This window comes from Geobacter metallireducens GS-15 (genome assembly GCF_000012925.1).
In the GTDB taxonomy this organism is placed as follows: Bacteria; Desulfobacterota; Desulfuromonadia; order Geobacterales; family Geobacteraceae; genus Geobacter; species Geobacter metallireducens.
In genome coordinates this window covers 101,103-119,456 of sequence record NC_007517.1, presented here as the reverse complement: position 1 = coordinate 119,456, position 18,354 = coordinate 101,103, and the positions used below count along the sequence as shown (strand labels likewise).

Annotated in this window: 12 protein-coding genes; 8 read left to right on the top strand and 4 right to left on the bottom strand. The window is 63.4% G+C overall.

Going from position 1 to position 18,354, the window contains the following annotated elements; translation table 11 throughout:
• Positions 1–15: 15 nt before the first annotated feature.
• Positions 16–972 (bottom strand): IS110-like element ISGme8 family transposase, encoded by a 957-nt coding sequence (locus GMET_RS00470; protein ID WP_004513407.1) that lies wholly within the window; start codon positions 970–972, stop codon positions 16–18.
• A 425-nt stretch (positions 973–1,397) separates the two neighbouring features.
• On the opposite strand from GMET_RS00470, the gene GMET_RS00465 reads away from it, so the two are divergent.
• A complete protein-coding gene (locus GMET_RS00465) occupies positions 1,398–2,567 on the top strand; it encodes an IS481-like element ISGme9 family transposase (RefSeq protein ID WP_011365616.1) in 1,170 nt (389 codons plus the stop codon).
• Between the two features lie 89 nt (positions 2,568–2,656).
• The gene (locus tag GMET_RS00460; RefSeq protein WP_004514749.1) at positions 2,657–3,349 is read left to right on the top strand and encodes a Crp/Fnr family transcriptional regulator; all 693 of its coding nucleotides are present in this window, start codon (positions 2,657–2,659) and stop codon (positions 3,347–3,349) included.
• On the opposite strand, the gene GMET_RS00455 is transcribed toward GMET_RS00460, so the two are convergent.
• The gene (locus tag GMET_RS00455; protein WP_011365623.1) at positions 3,346–4,320 is read right to left on the bottom strand and encodes a lysophospholipid acyltransferase family protein; all 975 of its coding nucleotides are present in this window, start codon (positions 4,318–4,320) and stop codon (positions 3,346–3,348) included. The two genes, GMET_RS00460 and GMET_RS00455, sit on opposite strands and share 4 nt — an antisense overlap.
• A gap of 45 nt (positions 4,321–4,365) precedes the next feature.
• Complete coding sequence (locus tag GMET_RS00450) at positions 4,366–4,875, bottom strand: methylated-DNA--[protein]-cysteine S-methyltransferase (RefSeq protein ID WP_004514747.1); 510 nt, start codon at positions 4,873–4,875, stop codon at positions 4,366–4,368.
• 135 nt (positions 4,876–5,010) lie between these two features.
• On the opposite strand from GMET_RS00450, the gene GMET_RS00445 reads away from it, so the two are divergent.
• Positions 5,011–7,239, top strand: a complete 2,229-nt coding sequence (locus GMET_RS00445) for an ATP-dependent helicase (protein WP_004514746.1) — start codon at positions 5,011–5,013, stop codon at positions 7,237–7,239.
• A gap of 141 nt (positions 7,240–7,380) precedes the next feature.
• On the opposite strand, the gene GMET_RS00440 is transcribed toward GMET_RS00445, so the two are convergent.
• On the bottom strand, positions 7,381–8,856 hold the full coding sequence (locus GMET_RS00440) for a sigma 54-interacting transcriptional regulator (protein WP_004514745.1): 1,476 nt from the start codon (positions 8,854–8,856) through the stop codon (positions 7,381–7,383).
• 287 nt (positions 8,857–9,143) lie between these two features.
• Between GMET_RS00440 and GMET_RS00435 the strand changes: the two genes are divergently transcribed.
• The 5 genes from GMET_RS00435 to GMET_RS00415 all read left to right on the top strand — a co-directional run bounded on the left by GMET_RS00435 (position 9,144) and on the right by GMET_RS00415 (position 18,352).
• A complete protein-coding gene (locus GMET_RS00435; RefSeq protein WP_004514743.1) occupies positions 9,144–10,148 on the top strand; it encodes an amidohydrolase family protein in 1,005 nt (334 codons plus the stop codon).
• Entirely contained in the window at positions 10,145–13,531 is a 3,387-nt protein-coding gene (locus GMET_RS00430; RefSeq protein ID WP_011365621.1) for an acyl-[ACP]--phospholipid O-acyltransferase, read from the top strand. Before GMET_RS00435 ends, GMET_RS00430 begins: the two co-directional genes overlap by 4 nt.
• 55 nt (positions 13,532–13,586) lie before the next feature.
• The gene (locus GMET_RS00425; protein ID WP_004514741.1) at positions 13,587–14,195 is read left to right on the top strand and encodes a fused DSP-PTPase phosphatase/NAD kinase-like protein; all 609 of its coding nucleotides are present in this window, start codon (positions 13,587–13,589) and stop codon (positions 14,193–14,195) included.
• Between the two features lie 95 nt (positions 14,196–14,290).
• The gene (locus GMET_RS00420; RefSeq protein ID WP_004514779.1) at positions 14,291–15,787 is read left to right on the top strand and encodes a YiiX/YebB-like N1pC/P60 family cysteine hydrolase; all 1,497 of its coding nucleotides are present in this window, start codon (positions 14,291–14,293) and stop codon (positions 15,785–15,787) included.
• Positions 15,788–15,859: 72 nt separating this feature from the next.
• The gene (locus GMET_RS00415) at positions 15,860–18,352 is read left to right on the top strand and encodes an SPFH domain-containing protein (RefSeq protein ID WP_004514780.1); all 2,493 of its coding nucleotides are present in this window, start codon (positions 15,860–15,862) and stop codon (positions 18,350–18,352) included.
• Positions 18,353–18,354 lie beyond the last annotated feature (2 nt).

Here is an 18,354-nt window from a genome sequence, read left to right as displayed (position 1 = left end):
TTCTCAGTCAACAAATTAGTGCAGAAGTGGAGTGAATTTCGAGTGATCCCACTTCTGGTTGTTTTTCACCATGGCATTGAGGATGGTGAGTAGTTTTCGCATGCAAGCGGTGATCGCGACTTTGTGAAGTTTTCCGGCGCTTGTAAGGCGTTGATAGAAGGCTTTTATAACCGGGTTAAACCTGGCGGCACACAATGTTGCCATGTACAGGACAGAACGCACGGTTGCTCTGCCACCGGAGATTGCGCGCTTTCCACGGAATTTGCCACTGTCCCGATTATAGGGGCATACTCCGACCAGAGCGCCAAGCTGCTGTCGGGAAATGGTCCCCAACTCCGGAAGTGCTGCCAGTATGGTGGCCGCAGTCACAGGGCCGATGCCCTTGACACTGGTAAGGATTTCTTCTTTTGCCTTCCAGGATTCGCTGGACTGAATAAGAGTTGAGATGTCTTTATCAACGTCATCGATCTGCTGTGTCAGCCAGGCAATATGGGTCATGATGCCTTTGCGGACCGTAGGTGCAGCGGAAATCACGCGATTTTTTTCCGCCACAAGCATCTCGACCAACTGCCGGCGGCGGGCCAGCAGTGCTGCTAGATTTTGGCTTGTCTCGTCCTTGAGCGGCCTGATTTCAGGCTTGATGGCTTGGGCAAATCGGGCAATGATCTTGGCATCAAGAATATCGGTCTTCGCCAGCAGCCCGCATGCTTTGGCAAAGTTTCTGACCTGCCGAGGATTAACCACGACCACTGGCAGACCCGCTGCTGATAAGGTGCTGACAGCTAGCATCTCCAAGCCGCCGGTGGCTTCGAGAACAATCCGACAAGGGGCGTTCGTAATGAGCCACGTCGTCAGCTCAGCACAACCGGCATCATCGTTAGTCACCCTTTTCTGGTCACCAGTTGGCATGAGGTAGACATCAAGATGCTCTTTACTAACGTCGACTCCAACAACTGCATCATTGGGTTCCATATTCTCTCCAGTCCCTTTCTTGCGAAAATTCGGGCTCGTTTCGGCCCAAGCAACCGTTCGGGTTGAGGAAAGATGGACACGACGCATTACGCTCTGTGACGGGCTCAATTGGCCCAAGCAACGACCAAGCTGTCGTGTCCAATTCTGGAGAACATATAACCGGTTACTGAAACATACAAGCAACTGAGCAACGGAGAACAATCTGAGTCAAATAACGCTTCTATTTGTAGAGTCAGGCTGGATTTCGAATTACCCTTCTGATCTCTCTGTTGCTCAGTTGCTCTGTGTTATTTTTATTTCCTAATTGTTGAGTGCCACGACATCGTGGACAGAAAAATGTGCCAGCACATCGTAGACAAAGTTCTCTGACAATCGAATAGTCGCCACGGCATTCTGTGAACACCACATCAAACTCGGAGGTGTTCATGGAAGATAAAAACAAGCAGCTTCGGGTGTTGGCCGTTCAACGGTTCAGAAACGGCGAAACCCCGGAATCAATTTGCACATCACTCGGCAAGTCTCGTTCCTGGCTATACAAATGGGTTGCTCGCCAGAATGGAGATGACCCTGTATGGAGTGACGAGCGATCCCGATGCCCACAATCCATGCCGAACCGTACAACGGCAGAGATTGAAGAAATCGTCAAAATGGTTCGCCTCAATCTCTACAACAAGGGCTTGTTCTGTGGTGCACAGGCCATCCTGTGGGAGTTGGAGGACCTGGGTGTCAAGCCGTTGCCTTCTACCAGAACCATCAATCGGATTCTTGCAAGGAATGAACTGACACATCGGCGCACCGGCAAATACGAAGCCAAAGGGACGCTTTACCCAGTTCTGCCGTCAGCGTTGCCGAACCAGACGCACCAAGCTGATCTCGTTGGTCCATGCTATCTGACAGGGCCAATTCGCTTCTACAGCCTGAATGTTGTCGATACAGCAACCGTCAGGTGCGGGTTGCACTCATCTCGGTCCAAAGCTGGTCAGATGGTCATTGACGGTTTGTGGGAAGTCTGGAAACGACTAGGCATCCCAGAACGACTCCAGGTTGACAATGCCATGTCATTCTTCGGCAGCCCGACACATCCCCGCGGCATGGGACCACTGATTCGTCTTTGCCTGCATAACGATGTCGAACCATGGTTCATACCCATGGCTGAACCATGGAGAAACGGCATGATCGAAAAGTTCAACGACCGGTACCAACAACGGTTCCTCGGCAAAGTCATCATGACTTCAGAAGAGGAATTGAAAGTCGGCTCACTGACCTTTGAGCAGCGACACAACAGCAAGTATCGCTACAGCAAGCTAAAGGGGAGTACGCCGCTGAAAGCACTGGCCACCTCGCATGTGCAACTGAGGTTCCCGACTGAGGATGAACCTCCCAGGCATCGCCTGAAGAAGCCAGAAGTCGGAAAATATCATGCTGTCCGCCTTATCCGCAGTGACCTGAAGCTGAACATCTTCGGCGAATGCTTCTCGGTTCCACCGGAGACAGCGCTTGAATACGTGGTGGCGACTATCGATGTCAAAGAACAGAAACTGAAACTCTTCCTGGATAAAAATCAGGTCGAGGAATTCGATTACAAACTGCGGTGATTCAGATGAGTGTCCACGATGTCATGGCACAAAAAGTTGTCCACGATGTCGTGGCACTCAACACCTAATCCATATTGAAAGGATATTCCGTGGAACTAACCGAGATCCTGAAAAAATCCCTCCTCTTTTCCGGCCTTGACGGCGAGAACCTGTCCGACGTGGCGGCCATCGCCACGCGGCGCCCCTTTGCCCGGGGAGAGTCCCTCTTCTCGGAAGGGGAGCCGGCCAGCGGCTTCTACCTTTTGGCCCAGGGGAGCATGAAGCTCTGCAAGGTGTCCCCCGACGGGAAGGAAAAGGTCCTCCATTTCGTCCATCCCGGCGAGACCTTTGCCGAGGCGGCTTTCTTCGGCGACGGGAAGTACCCGGCCGAGGCCCGGGCCACGGAAAAGGGGGAGGCGATCTTCTTTCCGAGGGAGGGGTTCATGGGGATCCTGGAGCGGAACCCCCGCTTTTCCCTGAACCTCATCGTCTCCCTCTCCCTCATGCTCCGCCGCTTCGCCCGCCAGATCGAGGAGCTCACCTTCGCCGAGGTGCCGGCCCGCCTCGCCGCCCACCTGGTGGAACTGGCCGAACGCAAGTCCACCGCGTTCCAGGGAAAGACCTACCTGGATCTGGACATGAAGAAGGGAGAGCTGGCGTCGCGCCTCGGCACCGTGAGCGAGACTCTGTCACGGGCCTTCCGGAAGCTGAAGGAGGAGGGGCTCATCGAGGTGGAAGGGAGCCGGGTGGTGATTTTCGATATGGAGAAGCTGAAGGACGCCGCCGGGAGACGGCCGGCCTAGCCTTGCTGCTCCCGGGTCACCCGCTTCCAGCGGTTGTAGACCCAGAGCCACTGGTCGGGGTGGCGGGCGATGTACTGCTCGATGGCCCGGTTGAGAAGGCGGGTGGTGGCGATGGGATCGCCGGAAGGATCGGGGGCTATTTCAGGGAAGAACTCCACCACGTGGCGGTCCCCCTCCCGGTGGCCGAAACCGGGGACTAGGGCGGCGCCGGTCCTGGCCGCCATGAGGGCCGGCATGGTGGTGGTCCAGGCCTTTCTTCCGAGGAACTCCACCAGCTCCCCCTCGTGGAAAGGGACTGACTGATCCATGAGAAGGCCGATGGCCGCGTTCTTCCGGAGCCGGAAAAAGATCTGCCGGGCCGCACCCTCGGAGTAGATGATGCTGTTGCCGTGCCGGTTGCGGAGCCGTTCCAGCAGCCGTGTCAGGGGCTCGAACTTCTGCCGCCTCGCCACCACCGCCATCCCCTCGGCGTTGGTGCCGAAGGCGTGGGCCACTAGCTCCCAGTTGTCGCAGTGGCCGGTGATGAAGATGACCCCTTTCCCCCGCGCCTTTGCCGCCCGAACGTGCTCCAATCCCCGCAGTTCCGTCCGGTCGACAAGTCCCTTTCCCTGGCCGAAATAGAGCTTAATGATCTCCACAGCGGTCCGGCCGATGTTGGCGAAGGTGCGCCGGGCGATCTCCTCCGGCGTGCCGGCGGCGGGGTCCCACTCTTCCAGGGTGCCGAGGTAGGGATAGGCGCTCTCAATGTGTGCCACGGTCTTGCGCCGCAGCTTCCCCATGAGGAGGAAAACGAGCCGGCCCCCGCGGGCGCCGAGCCCCACGGCCAGGCGGCGCGGCAGGAGGAGGACCGGAATTGCGACCAAGGCGAACAGGACTAGCCCCAGCCGCCACTTGATGGCGCGGATCGTCTCCTTGGTGCGGTTGCGGGGGGGAGAGGGTGCTGCCTCGTGTTCAGGTGACTCCATCGACATGGACTCACCCTAGCACAGTTTTAGCGGGAGGGGAACCGCCTGGCATCAACCCGGCGGCAACCCGCCGCCCCGCTCCAGGGCCAGGAGGGCCGCCTTGCGCTTAAGCCCGCCGGCATAGCCGGTAAGGGAACCGTCGGCCCCTATCACCCGGTGGCAGGGGATAATGATGTCGATGGGATTGCGCCCCACCGCGCTCCCCACCGCCCGGGCCGACGTAATGCGCCCCCCCCTGCCCTGGGCCATGCGGACAGCCAAGGCGCCGTAGGAGGTGGTCGTCCCCGGGGGAATGGTGCGCAGAAGCTCCCAGACCGCCATCTGGAACGGGGTCCCCTGGGGCGCCAGCGGCAGGTCGAACGTCTGCAGCATGCCGGCGAAATAGGCGTCCAGCTGCCGGCGCAGCTCCGCAAAGAGGGGATGATCCTGGTCGTGCATCCGGTCTCCGGCATCCGCCGGCACGTACTTCTGATCCGTGAACCAGAGCCCGCTCAGTTCGTCCCCCTCCGCCAGCGCCACCATGTCGCCCAACGGGGTCTTGATGGTGCAGTACCGTTTCATCGTGGCTCCTCCTCGAATCCATGGCTGATGGATATTTAACCTGGCAACTATACCACAAACATTCTTGACTAAATTCCCCCGGGCCGTAAATATGGGCCGTTGATCCAAGTCTCCACTGTGTGAAAAGGTACTCCCATGGACCTTCTGAAAAATCTCAACCCGCCCCAGAAGGAGGCGGTTCTCCACGGCGAGGGGCCGCTCCTGGTTCTGGCCGGAGCCGGATCCGGCAAGACCCGGGTCATCGTCCACCGTATCGCTCACCTGATCTGCAACCTCGGCGTCCCCCCGTGGCAGATTCTGGCGGTTACCTTCACCAACAAGGCCGCCGGCGAGATGCGGGAGCGGGTGGAGCGGCTCGTGGGAGCCGGCGAGGCTCCCCTCATCGCCACCTTCCACTCCACCTGCGCCCGGTTCCTGCGCCGCGATATCCACCACCTGGGGTATGACTCCTCCTTCGCTATCTACGACGACAAGGACGCGGAAAAGCTTCTGAAGGAGGTGATCGCCGGCCTCGGCCTGGACGAGAAACGCTTCCCGGCCCGCTCCTTTGCCGCCGCCATCGACGACTGCAAGAACCGGGGCATCCCCCCCGGGGAGATCCCCACCGGCGACTACACCGGCGAGATGCTGGCCCGGGTCTACGGCGCCTACCAGGAGCGGCTGAAGAAGTGCAACGCCCTGGACTTCGGCGATCTCCTCATGCTGACGGTCCGTCTCTTAGAAGAGCACCCCGAGGTGCTGGCCCGCTACCGGGACAAATATCGCTGGATCCTTGTGGACGAGTATCAGGATACGAACCCGATTCAGTACCGGCTCGTGCGGCTTCTGGCCGGGGAGCGGCGCAACCTCTGCGTGGTGGGGGACGATGACCAGTCAATCTATCGGTGGCGGGGGGCCGACATCCGGAACATCCTCGACTTCGAGAAGGATTTTCCCGGCGTGGTCACAGTTAAGCTGGAGCAGAACTACCGTTCCACCCAAAACATCCTGGCCGCGGCCGGGGCCGTGGTGGCCAAAAACCGCGGCCGCAAGGCCAAGACCCTCTGGAGCGAGAACCCGGCCGGCGAGGCCATTGTCTACCGGCGCCTCTCCGACGAGCGGGAGGAGGCCCGCTTCGTCTGCCGGGAGGTGGAGAAGCATGTGCGGCGCGGCGGGGATCTGCGGGACGTGGCGGTCTTCTACCGGACCAACGCCCAGTCCCGGGTCATCGAGGACGCCATGGTGGCCGACGGGATTCCCTACCACATGGTGGGGGGGATGCGGTTCTACGAGCGGATGGAGGTAAAGGACATCCTCGCCTACCTGAAGGTCCTCGTGAACCCCGCCGACGAGGTGTCCCTCAAGCGGATCATCAACGTCCCGGCCCGGGGTATCGGCCACGCCACCGTGGACAAGGTGGCGGAGCTGGCATTCCGCAAGGGGATCATTCTCTACGACGCCTTCAGCGAGGCGTCCACCAGCGGACTCCTCTCCACCGGCCCCCGGGGGAAAATCGCCGGCTTCATGGCACTCATGGAGCAGTTTGCCGGCCTCGCCGGCACGGTACCCCTGTCGGAGCTCGCCTCCCGCATCATCGACGGGACCGGCTACGCCGCCAAACTGAAGGAAGAGCGGAGCGACGAGGCCCAGGACCGCCTCGACAACCTCCAGGAACTCTGTTCCGCCATGGAGGAGTTCGAGCGAACGAGCGACGAGAAGACCCTGGCCGCCTTCCTGGAGCAGGTGGCCCTCGTGTCGGATCTGGAGCGGGGCGAGGGGAAGCGGGAATCGGCCACCCTCATGACCCTCCACGCGGCCAAGGGGCTCGAATTCCCAGTGGTATTCATGATCGGAATGGAGGAGAAGCTTTTCCCACACGTCCGCTCCCTGGACGACCCCGAGGCCATGGAGGAGGAGCGGCGCCTCTGCTACGTGGGGATGACCCGGGCGAGGGAGCGGCTGATCCTCACCAACGCCCGCCGCCGGCGACTCTTCGGCCAGGACCAGGTGAACATGTCGTCCCGCTTCATCGCCGACGTTCCCCGGGATCTCCTGGATCTGGAAGACGAGTACCAGTCCTCCTTCGGCTTCGGCGCAGGACGGGGGCTGGAGCGGGAGACAACAGCCGCCGAACCGACGCGCCACAACCTGGCGAGCATCTTCGAAACGGAGATCGAGCCCGATTTCGACGACATCGAGGTGATCCCCGACGAGCCCGAGGACGGCGGCATCTGGCTCGGCATGAAGGTGCGCCACGGCAAGTTCGGCGTCGGCGTCATCCGCAAGATCGAGGGGAAGGGGGACGACCAGAAGGTGATCGTCTGGTTCAACTCCGTGGGGCCGAAGAAGCTGTTGGTGCGGTTTGCAGGGTTGGAGCGGGTTTGATCGCGGCCGTATTCAGGCCATCTTTGGCCGGTTCTCAATCGCACAATCCTCGACGTAGCGCTGCTACGCCTGCGGTTGTACTCATTCGGCCCGACCAAATCTGACCTAAATCCATCCGCGATTTGATTTTTTTGTTTGATATCACTCCCCTGCTTGCTGCAGATACTTCTTCACCGTCCGCCGGTCCAGGTTGGCCCGGCGGGCCACCTCCTCGTAGGTGTCGTGCCGCTCGTACAGGATGCGGCAGTAGCCGGCCAGAAGCCCCTGGGCATCGAGCCCCCCCGCCGCCACGTCCGCCAGGAACTGCTCCGTCACGCCGGACGGCGCCCCTTTCTCTTCCCCCCGGTAATGTCCCGTCACCAGTACCCGCCGCACCGCCTGCTCCAGCTCCCGCACGTTTCCCGGCCAGTGGTATCCCTTTCCCGTTTCCCGTTCGATGGCCTTGCGCAATAGCTGCACCTCCCGCTTCGGCGCGGTCCCGGTCAGGCGCGTGAGGATTCCCGCCACCAGCTCCCCCAGCTCGTCGGGGCATTCCTGGAGCCGCTGCCGCAGGGGTGGGATGGTGATGACGTCGGAACAGAGGCGGTAGTAGAAGTCGTCCCGGAACTCCCCCTGCTCCCGCAGGCGGGTCAGGTCCCGGTTGGTGGCGGCGATGACCCGGCCGCTGAAGCGGAGCCGCTGGTGGCTCCCCACCGGCGAGAAGCTCCGCTCCTGGAGCACCTGGAGGAGCTTCACCTGCACCGGCAGCGGCACCTCGCCGATCTCGTCCAGGAAGATGGCGCCGTGGGGGGTGCAGCGGCTGAAGACCCCCTCATGGTGATCGATGGCGCCGGTGAAGGCCCCCTTCCGGTGGCCGAAGAGCTCCGACTCCAGGACCCCCTCCGGGTACTGGGAGAGGTTCACCGCCAGGAAGTTGCGGGTGAAGCTTTCGCTGAACCGGCCGGTTTTCGGGTCGAAGGGGATGAAGCCCGACCGGCCGATGGCCGCGGCTGCGGCCCCCTTGCCGGTGCCGGTCTCCCCGAGGATGAGTACGGAGAAGTCCTCCATCCGGTCCCAGAGGTACTGGTCGAACCACCGGATGTTGTGGGTGAAGAGGGTCTGCCAGAGGTGTTCCCGCACCCGGCGCAGCGACGGGCTGGAACCGGCGAGCCCTTCCCGGATGAAGTAGAAGGCCCGCCGGAGCTGGTAGAAGAGGCCCAGGTAGCGGCGGCTTTCCGTCTCGGAGAAGCCCGCCTCCGCGAAGGCGGCCTGGAAGCCGCCGGCAAAGGGGACGGGGCAGGGGGAGTCGCCGCCGACGGCCTGCTCCCGGATCAGGCGGTCGAAGGAGTCCAGGAACCGATGAAAGAGATCGAAGAGGAGCACAGTCCGGACCGTTTCCCGGTCGGCAGCCGGCAGGCGGTGGTGGTTGCCCCGCAGTTCCCGCTGCAGGACGGCCGTCCGTTCGGCCACCCGGGCAATGATGGCGGCAAGCACTCCGCCCCGGTCACCGGCACCAGTTCCCGCCAGGAGCAGGTCCAGTTCGTCGCGGCTCTCGCCAAAGGGATTGAGGAAGGCGGCCCGGGCCACCTTGGCAAAAAAATCCCGCTCCGTCGCCAGTATTGTCTCGATAGCTTTCATACATTCGATGTATAGTTGCCATTCATAAAATGTCAATCACGATTTGCCGCTAATCAGCAGGAGCGATTGCCGTCTGACTGCAACAATCCAGAATCATTGGCAATCTCAGGCGGTAGCCGACTTGGCATGTTATCGGCAATCTTCTGAGCAGAAACCATTGTTCGGGAGGTTGCCATGTTCACCCCACTTGCCCTATTGTTGATGAGCGCCGTTGCCGCCGCCCCGGTCTTCACTGCCATGACCGTAAAGACCATCACCGACTGCCGCATGAACCACCGGAGCCGGAAATGACCGTCATCGACATTCACTGCCATGCCGCCGGCATCGGCGCCGGTGACAGCGGCTGCTTCATCTCCCCGAAGCTTCGCCGGAGCTGGAAGTACCGCTTCTACCTCAAATCCTTCGGCGTGACCAATGCGGACTTGGAGCGGGAGGGTGATAGCCTGGTGCTCCGGCGTATTTCGGAGCGGCTCACCGCTTCGTCCCAGGTCCAGCAGGCCGTGGTGCTGGCCATGGATGGCGTGGTGGACGGCAGCGGCCAGTTGGATCGGGACCGGACCGAGATGTACATTCCCAATGAGTTCCTGGCCCGGGAGTGCCGCCGCTACCCGAACCTCCTCTTCGGCGCCAGCGTCAACCCCCAGCGCCCCGACGCCTTGGAGCGCCTCGACGCCGCTGCCGCCGCCGGAGCGGTGCTCGTGAAGTGGCTCCCCTCCATCCAGGGGACCGACCCTGCGGATCGGTGCCTCGTTCCCTTCTATCGCCACCTGGCCCAGCTGGGGCTTCCGCTTCTGACCCACACCGGCCTTGAGGAGTCATTCACCCTGGCCGACAACGCCCTGGCCGACCCGGCGCGTCTCCGGCTCCCCCTGGAAGAGGGGGTGACTGTCATTGCCGCCCACTGCGCCACCAGCGGACAAAGCCACGGGGAGTCGAACCTGGCGCGCCTCCTTCCACTCTTTGCCCAATTCCCGAACCTCTACGCCGACATCTCGGCCCTCACCCAGCTGAACCGACTGGGGCACCTGGAGCGGGTCCTGGCGCACCGGGACATTCACGGCCGGCTCCTCTACGGCACCGACATGCCCCTGCCTGCCACGGGGCTCACCTCCCCCTGGTTCCACCTCCTCCGGCTCGGGCCGCTGGAGGCCCGGCGGTTGGCCGTCATCGGTAACCCCTGGGATCAGGATGTGGCCCTGAAGCTGGCCCTGGGGATGCCAGAGGAGATCCTGTTCCGGGCCGCAGGCGTACTCGGGATCGCTGACACCATCAAACACCGGAGCTTCCCATGAATACCACCGAACCGACCACCCTACCCGTCTCCTTCCGCCGCCTGAACCTGGCCCAGGCCCTGGGGGCGCTGAACGACAACCTCATCAAACTGATCATCGTCTTCTACCTCATCGGCCGCTACGGCCGGGAGGAGGCCGGCACCATTGCCGCCATGGGGAGCGCCGCCTTCGTTGCGCCGTTTCTCCTCTTCTCGGCCCTGGCCGGTTCCCTGGCCGACCGCTTTCCCAAGGGGCGGATCGTGGTGGGGGTCAAGGCGCTGGAAGTGGGGATCGCCCTCCTGGCCGTGAGTGGTCTCTTCCTGGCCTCCCCTCCACTTCTCTATGGGGCGGTCTTTCTCCTGGGTACCCACAGCGCCCTCTTCGCTCCGGCTAAGTACGGGGTGGTGCCGGAGCTGGTCCCCCGGGAGGGGCTCTCGAAAGCCAACAGCCTCTTGGAGATGGCTTCCTTTCTCGCCATCGTCGGGGGGACTGCTCTGGCCCCCTTCCTCGTGCAGCTGGCAGGGGGGCGCCACGGCGTGGCTCTTCTGGCGGGGGTGGCCATTGCCGTGGCCGGGCTTCTCATCGCCCGCACCCTCCCCCCGACACCGGCCGTGGCCCCGGACCGGGCGATTTCCTTCTTGCCGACCAGCTACTGGCGCACCCTCCGGAGCCTGAAACGCGACGGCTATCTCCTCCTGGCGGTGATCGGCGCCGCCTACTTCCTCTTTGTGAGGGCCTTCTGTCAGCTGAATCTCCTCCCCTACGGCATGAAGATCCTCGCCCTCTCCGAAGAGCAGAGCGGCTACCTCTTCCTGGCCGCTGCCATCGGCATCGGCGCCGGGTCACTCTGGGCCGGCCGGCTCTCCGGGCGCACCGTGGAGTTCGGCGTGGTCCCCATCGGGGCCGTGGGGCTCACCGTCTGCTCCTTCGTCCTGGCCATGATGCCGGCGAGCCTGTGGGCGGTCCTGGCCGTGGTGGCTCTCTTCGGCGTCAGCGCCGGCCTCTTCATCGTGCCGCTCCAGTCCTTCATTCAGCTGCGGGCACCGGCGGACCGGCGGGGGGAGGTCCTGGCCGCCTCGTCGTTCCTGAGCTGGGTCGGGGTGCTTCTGGCCTCGGGGCTCCTCTGGGTCCTCTCGGGCCCCCTGGGGTTCTCCCCCGGCAGCTGCTTCACGGTTCTCGGGGCGATCACCCTCGTCCTCACGGCCGTCACCCTCCGGGTCCTCCCCGATTTCCTCCTCCGCTTCATCGCCTTGGCGGTCATGCGGATCCGCTACCGGGTGACCACCATCGACGACCGCCACGTGCCGGTGGAAGGGGGGGCGTTGTTGGTGGCGAACCACGTCTCCTGGCTCGACGCCCTCATCCTCCTCGCCACCCAGCAGCGGCGGATCCGCTTCGTCATGGAACGGGAGATCTACAGCGCTCCCGGCCTCAAGCAGCTCTGCGCCCTCATGGGGGTGATCCCGGTTTCGTCCCGGGACGGGAAAAGGGGCCTCCTGGAGTTCATCGCCACCGCCCGCAAGGCCCTGGACGACGGCTACCTGGTCTGCATCTTCGCCGAGGGGGAGATCACCCGCACCGGCATGCTGAACCGGTTCAAGGGGGGCTTCGAGCACATCGTCAAGGGGACGAGCCACCCCATCATCCCGGTCTACATCGGCGGCGCCTGGGGGAGCGCCCTCTCCTACGCCCACGGCAGGCTCCTCTCCCGCCTCCCCTCCCTCATCCCCTACCGGGTGACGGTCCTCTTCGGCGCGCCCGTGCCGGCCGGGAGCACCCCCCACGACGTGCGCCGGGCCGTGATGGAGCTTTCCGCGGCCTGGTTCGAGGCCCGCAAGCCCCGACGCCGCGCCCTGGGGGAGCTCTTCGCCGAGACGGCCCGGGAGAACTGGCACCGCCTTGCCATGGCTGACACCGGGGGCCGGGAGCTGACTTACGGCAGGGCCCTCACCGGCGCCGTGGCCCTGGCGGCGAAGCTGAAGGACGCAACTCCCGGCCAGGAGATGGTCGGTGTCTGCCTCCCCCCCACCGTGGGGGGCGCCCTGGTGAACCTTGCCCTCACCCTGAACGGCATCGTGCCGGTGAACCTGAACTACACCGCCTCGCCGGAGGGTATCCGCTCGGCCTTGGCCCAGTGCGCCATTACGACCACCATCACCTCCCGCGTCTTCCTGGAGAAGCTCGGCACCCTGCCGGAATTTCCCGGTGTCCTCTACGTGGAGGACCTCCTCGCCGGCCTCACCGACGGCGACAAGCGCCGGGCGTTTCTCACGGCCCGCTTCCTCCCGCTTCGCACCTTCGCCCGCCCCGCCGGGTTCGATGCCGACCGCCTCGCCACGGTGATCTTTTCCTCCGGGAGCACCGGGGAGCCCAAGGGGGTCATGCTCTCCCACCACAACATCCTCTCCAACCTGGAGGCGCTCCGGATGGTCTTTCGCGCCACCCAGCGGGACAACATCTGCTCGGCTCTCCCCTTCTTCCACTCCCTGGGGTTCACCGGCACCCTCTGGCTCCCGCTCCTCTCGGGCTTCTCGGCGGTCTACCACACCAACCCCCTGGACGGCGAAACCATCGCCAAAACCGTGCGGGAGCGGCAGTCGACCCTCCTCATCGCCACCCCCACCTTCCTCATGGCCTACCTGCGGCGAGCCAAAAAGGAGGACTTTGCCACCCTGCGCCTCGTCATCACCGGCGCCGAGAAACTGAAGCCGAAGCTGGCCGACACCTTCCAGGAGAAGTTCGGCATCCGCCCCATGGAGGGGTACGGCGCCACGGAGCTGTCGCCGGTCATCTCCCTGTCGCTTCCCGACGTGGAGGTCAACGGGGTCCGCCAGATCGCCTCCCGGCAAGGGAGCGTGGGGCTCCCGGTCCCCGGCGTGGTGGTGAAGATAGTGGACCCCGACACCTTTGCCGCGCTTCCCGAGGGGGAGGCGGGGCTCATCCTCGTCAAGGGGCCCAACGTCATGCTCGGCTACCTCCACAAGCCCGAAAAGACCGCCGAGGTGGTAAAGGACGGCTGGTACGTCACCGGCGACATCGGCCGGCTGGACAACTACGGCTTTCTCCACATCACCGACCGCCTCTCCCGCTTCAGCAAGATCGCCGGGGAGATGGTTCCCCACGGCGCCGTGGAAGACGCTCTCCACGCCCGCCTCGGGATGACCGGCGTCGTGGCCGTCACCGGCATCCCTGACGAGAAGCGGGGGGAAAAGCTCGTGGTGGTCTTCGCCCGGGAGGCAGGCGATGCCGAAACCCTCCACCGGCTCATGGCCGAGAGCGACCTCCCCAACCTCTGGAAGCCGGGGCGGGATTGCTACGTGGCCGTGGACGCCCTGCCGCTGCTGGGGACCGGGAAGCTGGACCTGCGGGGGGTGAAGGAGGCGGCTCTGGCGGTAGTGGGGTGAAACCGGGTAAGCTATGGACAGTTTTCATTTAACTACGAGAACATAGGAGAACATCATGACATCAATCACCATTCGGCCAACCATCGTTGCCTGCCTGATCATTGCGCTGGGAGCGGGATCAGCCGTCGGTAGCGCGGTAACCGGCCAGACGCCTGCGGCCCAACCACAAGCGTCCGTCACTCTCCCTCCGGAAGCGAGGCTCTCCGAACGGATCTATCATCTGCCGGGGATATCAAATGGGGGACGAGTGGCGCCGGGAATCTACCGGGGCGCCCAGCCGGGACCCGAGGGGTACGAGACCCTGCGGAAGATGGGAATCCGGACGGTCATCGATCTCCGGACCACCGAAAGTGAACAGCGGGAGGTGGAAGCGGCCGGCATGAAGGCCATTGCAATCCCCATCGCCATGTCCCGCGACGGTCTCCGGGAGAAGGTGGACCGGGTGGTGGTGCTCATGGCCGACCCGGCTAACCAGCCGGTATTTGTCCACTGCCGCCATGGCCAGGACCGGACCGGCATCGTGGTGGCCGCCTATCGGATGAAGGTGGAGGGGTGGTCCCTGGCTGACGCCGAGGCCGAGATGCAATCCTTCGGCTTCAATGACGTCTGGATTAATTTCAAAAAATTTATTAAAAGTTATGGGGAACAATTGCCGAAGAGATGATTGTGACCCCCCTCAGTCCCCCCTACCCTGTAGGGGGGAAGCGAGCAAGGCGAGCAGGGGGGTCAAAAAATCATTCTATCAATGGAGACCACTGAATGAGGCGCATCACCGTTGCCGTGCTGCTCATGGCTGCCCTCCTCTCACCCTTCACAGCCCTGGCCCAGCGCCAGGCGGCCTGCCGCGAGCACCTTGCCGCGGCCCACAGCGGTGGCCGGGCGGCGGTGAACCAATCCCTCGCCAAGGAAATGACTGCTTTCCGGACCCTGGCGGAACGGGCCCTGGCACTCCGGGCCGAGACCATCAAGGTGGGAAATTCTGTCCACGCCAAAGTGGACCAGGGCAAACCCCTTACCGGCGATGACATCGCACTTCTCAACCAGGGGATCACCGAGCACCTGACCCTGCGGGACGAGATGCTGGCCGTGGCCGAGAGCCACGAATGCTGGCTCGATGCCTCGACCGCCGAACTCAGCAAGGCCGGCATCACCGATGAGGCCCGTCTCAAGGGGGTGATGGTATCCCTGGCCTCGGCCCTGGTCCTCTATGACAACTACCTCCTTGCGGTCTCCCTCTTTGAGGGGGACGCCAAGCTGCGCCGCATCCTCAATGAAAAAGATCCCGGCTATGCCGTGACCCGCGCCGCCCTCTCGAAGGTCACCCTCAACTACAACTCCATCGCCAACCGGCAGCGGGTCCGGCGGGCCATCTCGTTCTTCGAGAGCGAATCAAAGAAGCACCCGGCCCTCCTCCGCGACGGCGCGGAAACCTCCTACCTCGCCACCCTCATCGCCCAGAGCCCCTCGTACACCATGGTCGAGAAGGTATCGCCCCTCTACGTTATCGGCCGCAAGCTGGGCTTCCTGGGGGCCGCCACCACCGACACCCTCACCGTAATGGAGCGGGAAGGGGTCAACGTCTTCAGCATGCTCTTCGGCAACGCGGTGGGGCTGGTGGAGACCCGCAAGGGGAAGCTGGCCCTGCGGGGCGACGTGGCGCATGATGTTTCGGCAACCCTCAGGTCCGGCGACATCCTCCTGGAGAAGACCCCCTTCCGGCTCACCGACAAGCTCATTCCCGGTTACTGGGGTCATGCGGCGGTCTGGATCGGCAGCGAGGCGGAGCTGAAGGAGCTGGGGATCTGGGACAATCCCGTGGTGGCCCGCCACCACGGGGAGATCCGTGAGGGACGGCTCGTGGTGGAGGCCCTCCGTTCCGGGGTGGAGATGAACACACTGGAACACTTCATGAACGTGGACAGCCTCGGCATCCTGCGCAAGGCCGCCGCCGGCCGGGACGAGCGGGGGCGGATCATCATCCAGGCCCTGCGCCAGGTGGGCAAGCCCTACGACTTCAACTTCGACGTGGAATCCAAGGAGCGGGTCTACTGCTCCAAGCTGGTTTACCTCTCCTACAGCGGCATCGACTGGCCCACGAAAAAGTCCCTGGGAAGGGCCACCTTCAGCCCCGACGACGTGGCTGTCCGCGCCTTCAAGGGTGGCGACCTGCAATTGGTCACCTTCTACCACGACGGTAAACCGGTCAGCGACCGGCCCGCAGTCCGCATGGCGGAGCTGATGCGGGTGCGGGAGTAGCGTGCCCATTAAAACAGTCCTAGGGGCATTGCCCCCCATCCCTCTCACATCCGCACCACGAAAGGAATCCGAATGTTATTAAATGTCGTTCTTGACCACTGGGGGTACTTTGCCGCACTGGTGCCCATTGCCGTCCTCCTCTATGCCTCAATCGTCATTGTCGGCGGTAACGAAATCGCCCTCATCGAGCGGCGCTGGTTCGGGAGCAAGATGCCCCAGGGACGTGTCGTGGCCCTGGGGAACGAGGTGGGCATCCAGGCCCGCACCCTCGGCCCGGGGCTCCATTTCCTCATCCCCTTCATCTACAAGGCGACCAAGAGCGTTTTCACGGAAATCCTCGACAACGAGATCGGCCTCATCGAATCGGTGGACGGCAACGCCATTCCGGCGGGGCGGATTTTCGCCGAGGTGGTAACCGGTCACAACTCCTTCCAGGACGGCGAGGCCTTCATCAAAAACGGCGGCCAGAAGGGGCCCCAGATCGAGGTGCTCCCTCCGGGGAAATACCGGATCAACCCCTACCTCTTCAAGCTGACCAAGGGGACTGTCACCGAGATCAAGGACACGGAAATCGGCATCGTCGAGTCGGTGGATGGCGCCGCCATCCCCGAGGGTAAAATCTTCGCCAGGGCGGTGGAGGGGCACGCCTCCTTCCAAAACGGCGAGGCGTTCATCAAGAACGGCGGCCAGAAGGGGCCCCAGATCGAGATCATCCCGCCGGGCAACTACCGGATCAACCCCTACCTCTTCAAGGTCACCAAGAGCCTCGCCACCAAGATCAGCGAAGGGGAGATCGGCATGGTGGAGTCGTCGGACGGCTCGGCCATCCCCGCGGGGCGGATCTTCGCCAACGTGGTGCCGGGGCACAACTCCTTTCAGGACGGCGAGGCATTCATCAAGAACGGCGGCCAGAAGGGACCCCAGATCGAAATCCTGCCGCCGGGGGTCTACCGGATCCATCCCAATCTCTTCCGCATCATGAAGGCGGCGGCGGTGGTCATCGCCAAGGGTGAGGTGGGGATGGTCACGGCCCAGGACGGCGAACCGATCCCAATGGGGCGGCTCCTGGCCCAGAGCGTGCCGGAGCACTCCAACTTCGAGAACGGCGAGGCATTCCTGAAAAACGGCGGCCAGAAGGGGCCCCAGATCGACGTGCTCCTCCCCGGTACCTACCGGATCAACCTGAACCTGTTCCAGATCCAGATCGCCCCGGCGGCGGTCGTGGAGGCCAACAAGATCGGTCTGGTCACCGCCCTGGACGGCATCCCCCTGCCGGAGCGGGAGTATGTCGCCTCCCCCATCACCGGCCACAACGACTACCAGGACGGCTCCGCCTTCCTCACCAAGAGCGGCCAGCGGGGACCGCAGCTCGACGTCCTTCGCCCCGGCACCTACTACATCAACCCCCTCATGTTCAGCGTCGCCATTGACGATGTGGCCGTGGTGGAGCGGGGCCAGGTGGGGGTCATCGTCTCCAACGTGGGGGATGACCCGACGGAGGAGATGAAGAAGCGGCTCGGCTCATCCCAGACCGGCGCCTCCATCGAGGAGGGGAAAGAGAAGTACGTGGTCCCCAAGGGGTTCCGGGGGATCCAGGAGGAGGTGGCCGGACCCGGCCGTTACTACCTGAACCGCCGGGCCTTCATGTGCTACATCATCGACACCACCAACATCACCATCGACTGGGACGACCAGGAGGACACCCGTTTCGACCAGCTCACCGTCATCTCCAAGGACGGCTTCCCCATCCAGGTGGCGGTTAAGGTGGTCATCCGCGTCCGGCCCGACCAGGCCCCCTACATGGTGGCAAAGGTGGGATCCATCGACAACCTGATCCAGCACGTCATCCACCCCATGATCGACTCCTCCTTCCGCAACCAGGCCTCTACCGCCTCGGCCATGAACTTCCTCCAGAGCCGCTCCGAAGAGCAGTCCAAAGCCGAGAGCCGTGCCCGCATCGACCTGGAGAGGTACCATGTGGAGTGTGTCTCCGTACTCATATGCCAGATCAAGCTCCCCGAAGACCTGATGGAGACCCAGACCAAGCGGATCATCGCCGAGCAGCAGCAGGAGATGTACAAGATGGAGCAGCGCTCCCAGGCCGAGCGGACCGAGATGGAGAAGATGCGGGCCACCGCCGACCAGCAGCCTACCCTCGTGGCGTCTGAGATCGCCGTGAAGGTGGCCACCCAGAAGAAGGCCGAGATGATCACCCTGGCCGAAGGTACCGCCGAAGCCCAGGCCCTGGAAGGGACCGGCGAAGGGAAGCGGCTGAAGGCCATCGGCGACGGCGAGGCGTCAAAGATCGCCGCCATCGGCGACGCCACCGCCCAGGCCTACTCGAAACAGAAAGAGGCCATCGGCGAAGACGCCATCAAGCAGATCAAGATCGTCGAACTGATCTCCGCCGCCATCGAAAACGGCCAGATCAAGATCGTCCCCGATGTGCTCGTCTCCGGCGGCGGCACAGCCGGCGACGGGCTCATGGGGCAGTTGACCCGGCTGCTGCCGGGGGTGGATTTGAATGCGTTGATGGCGAAGGGGGGGAAGCAGCCTCAGGCGTGAGG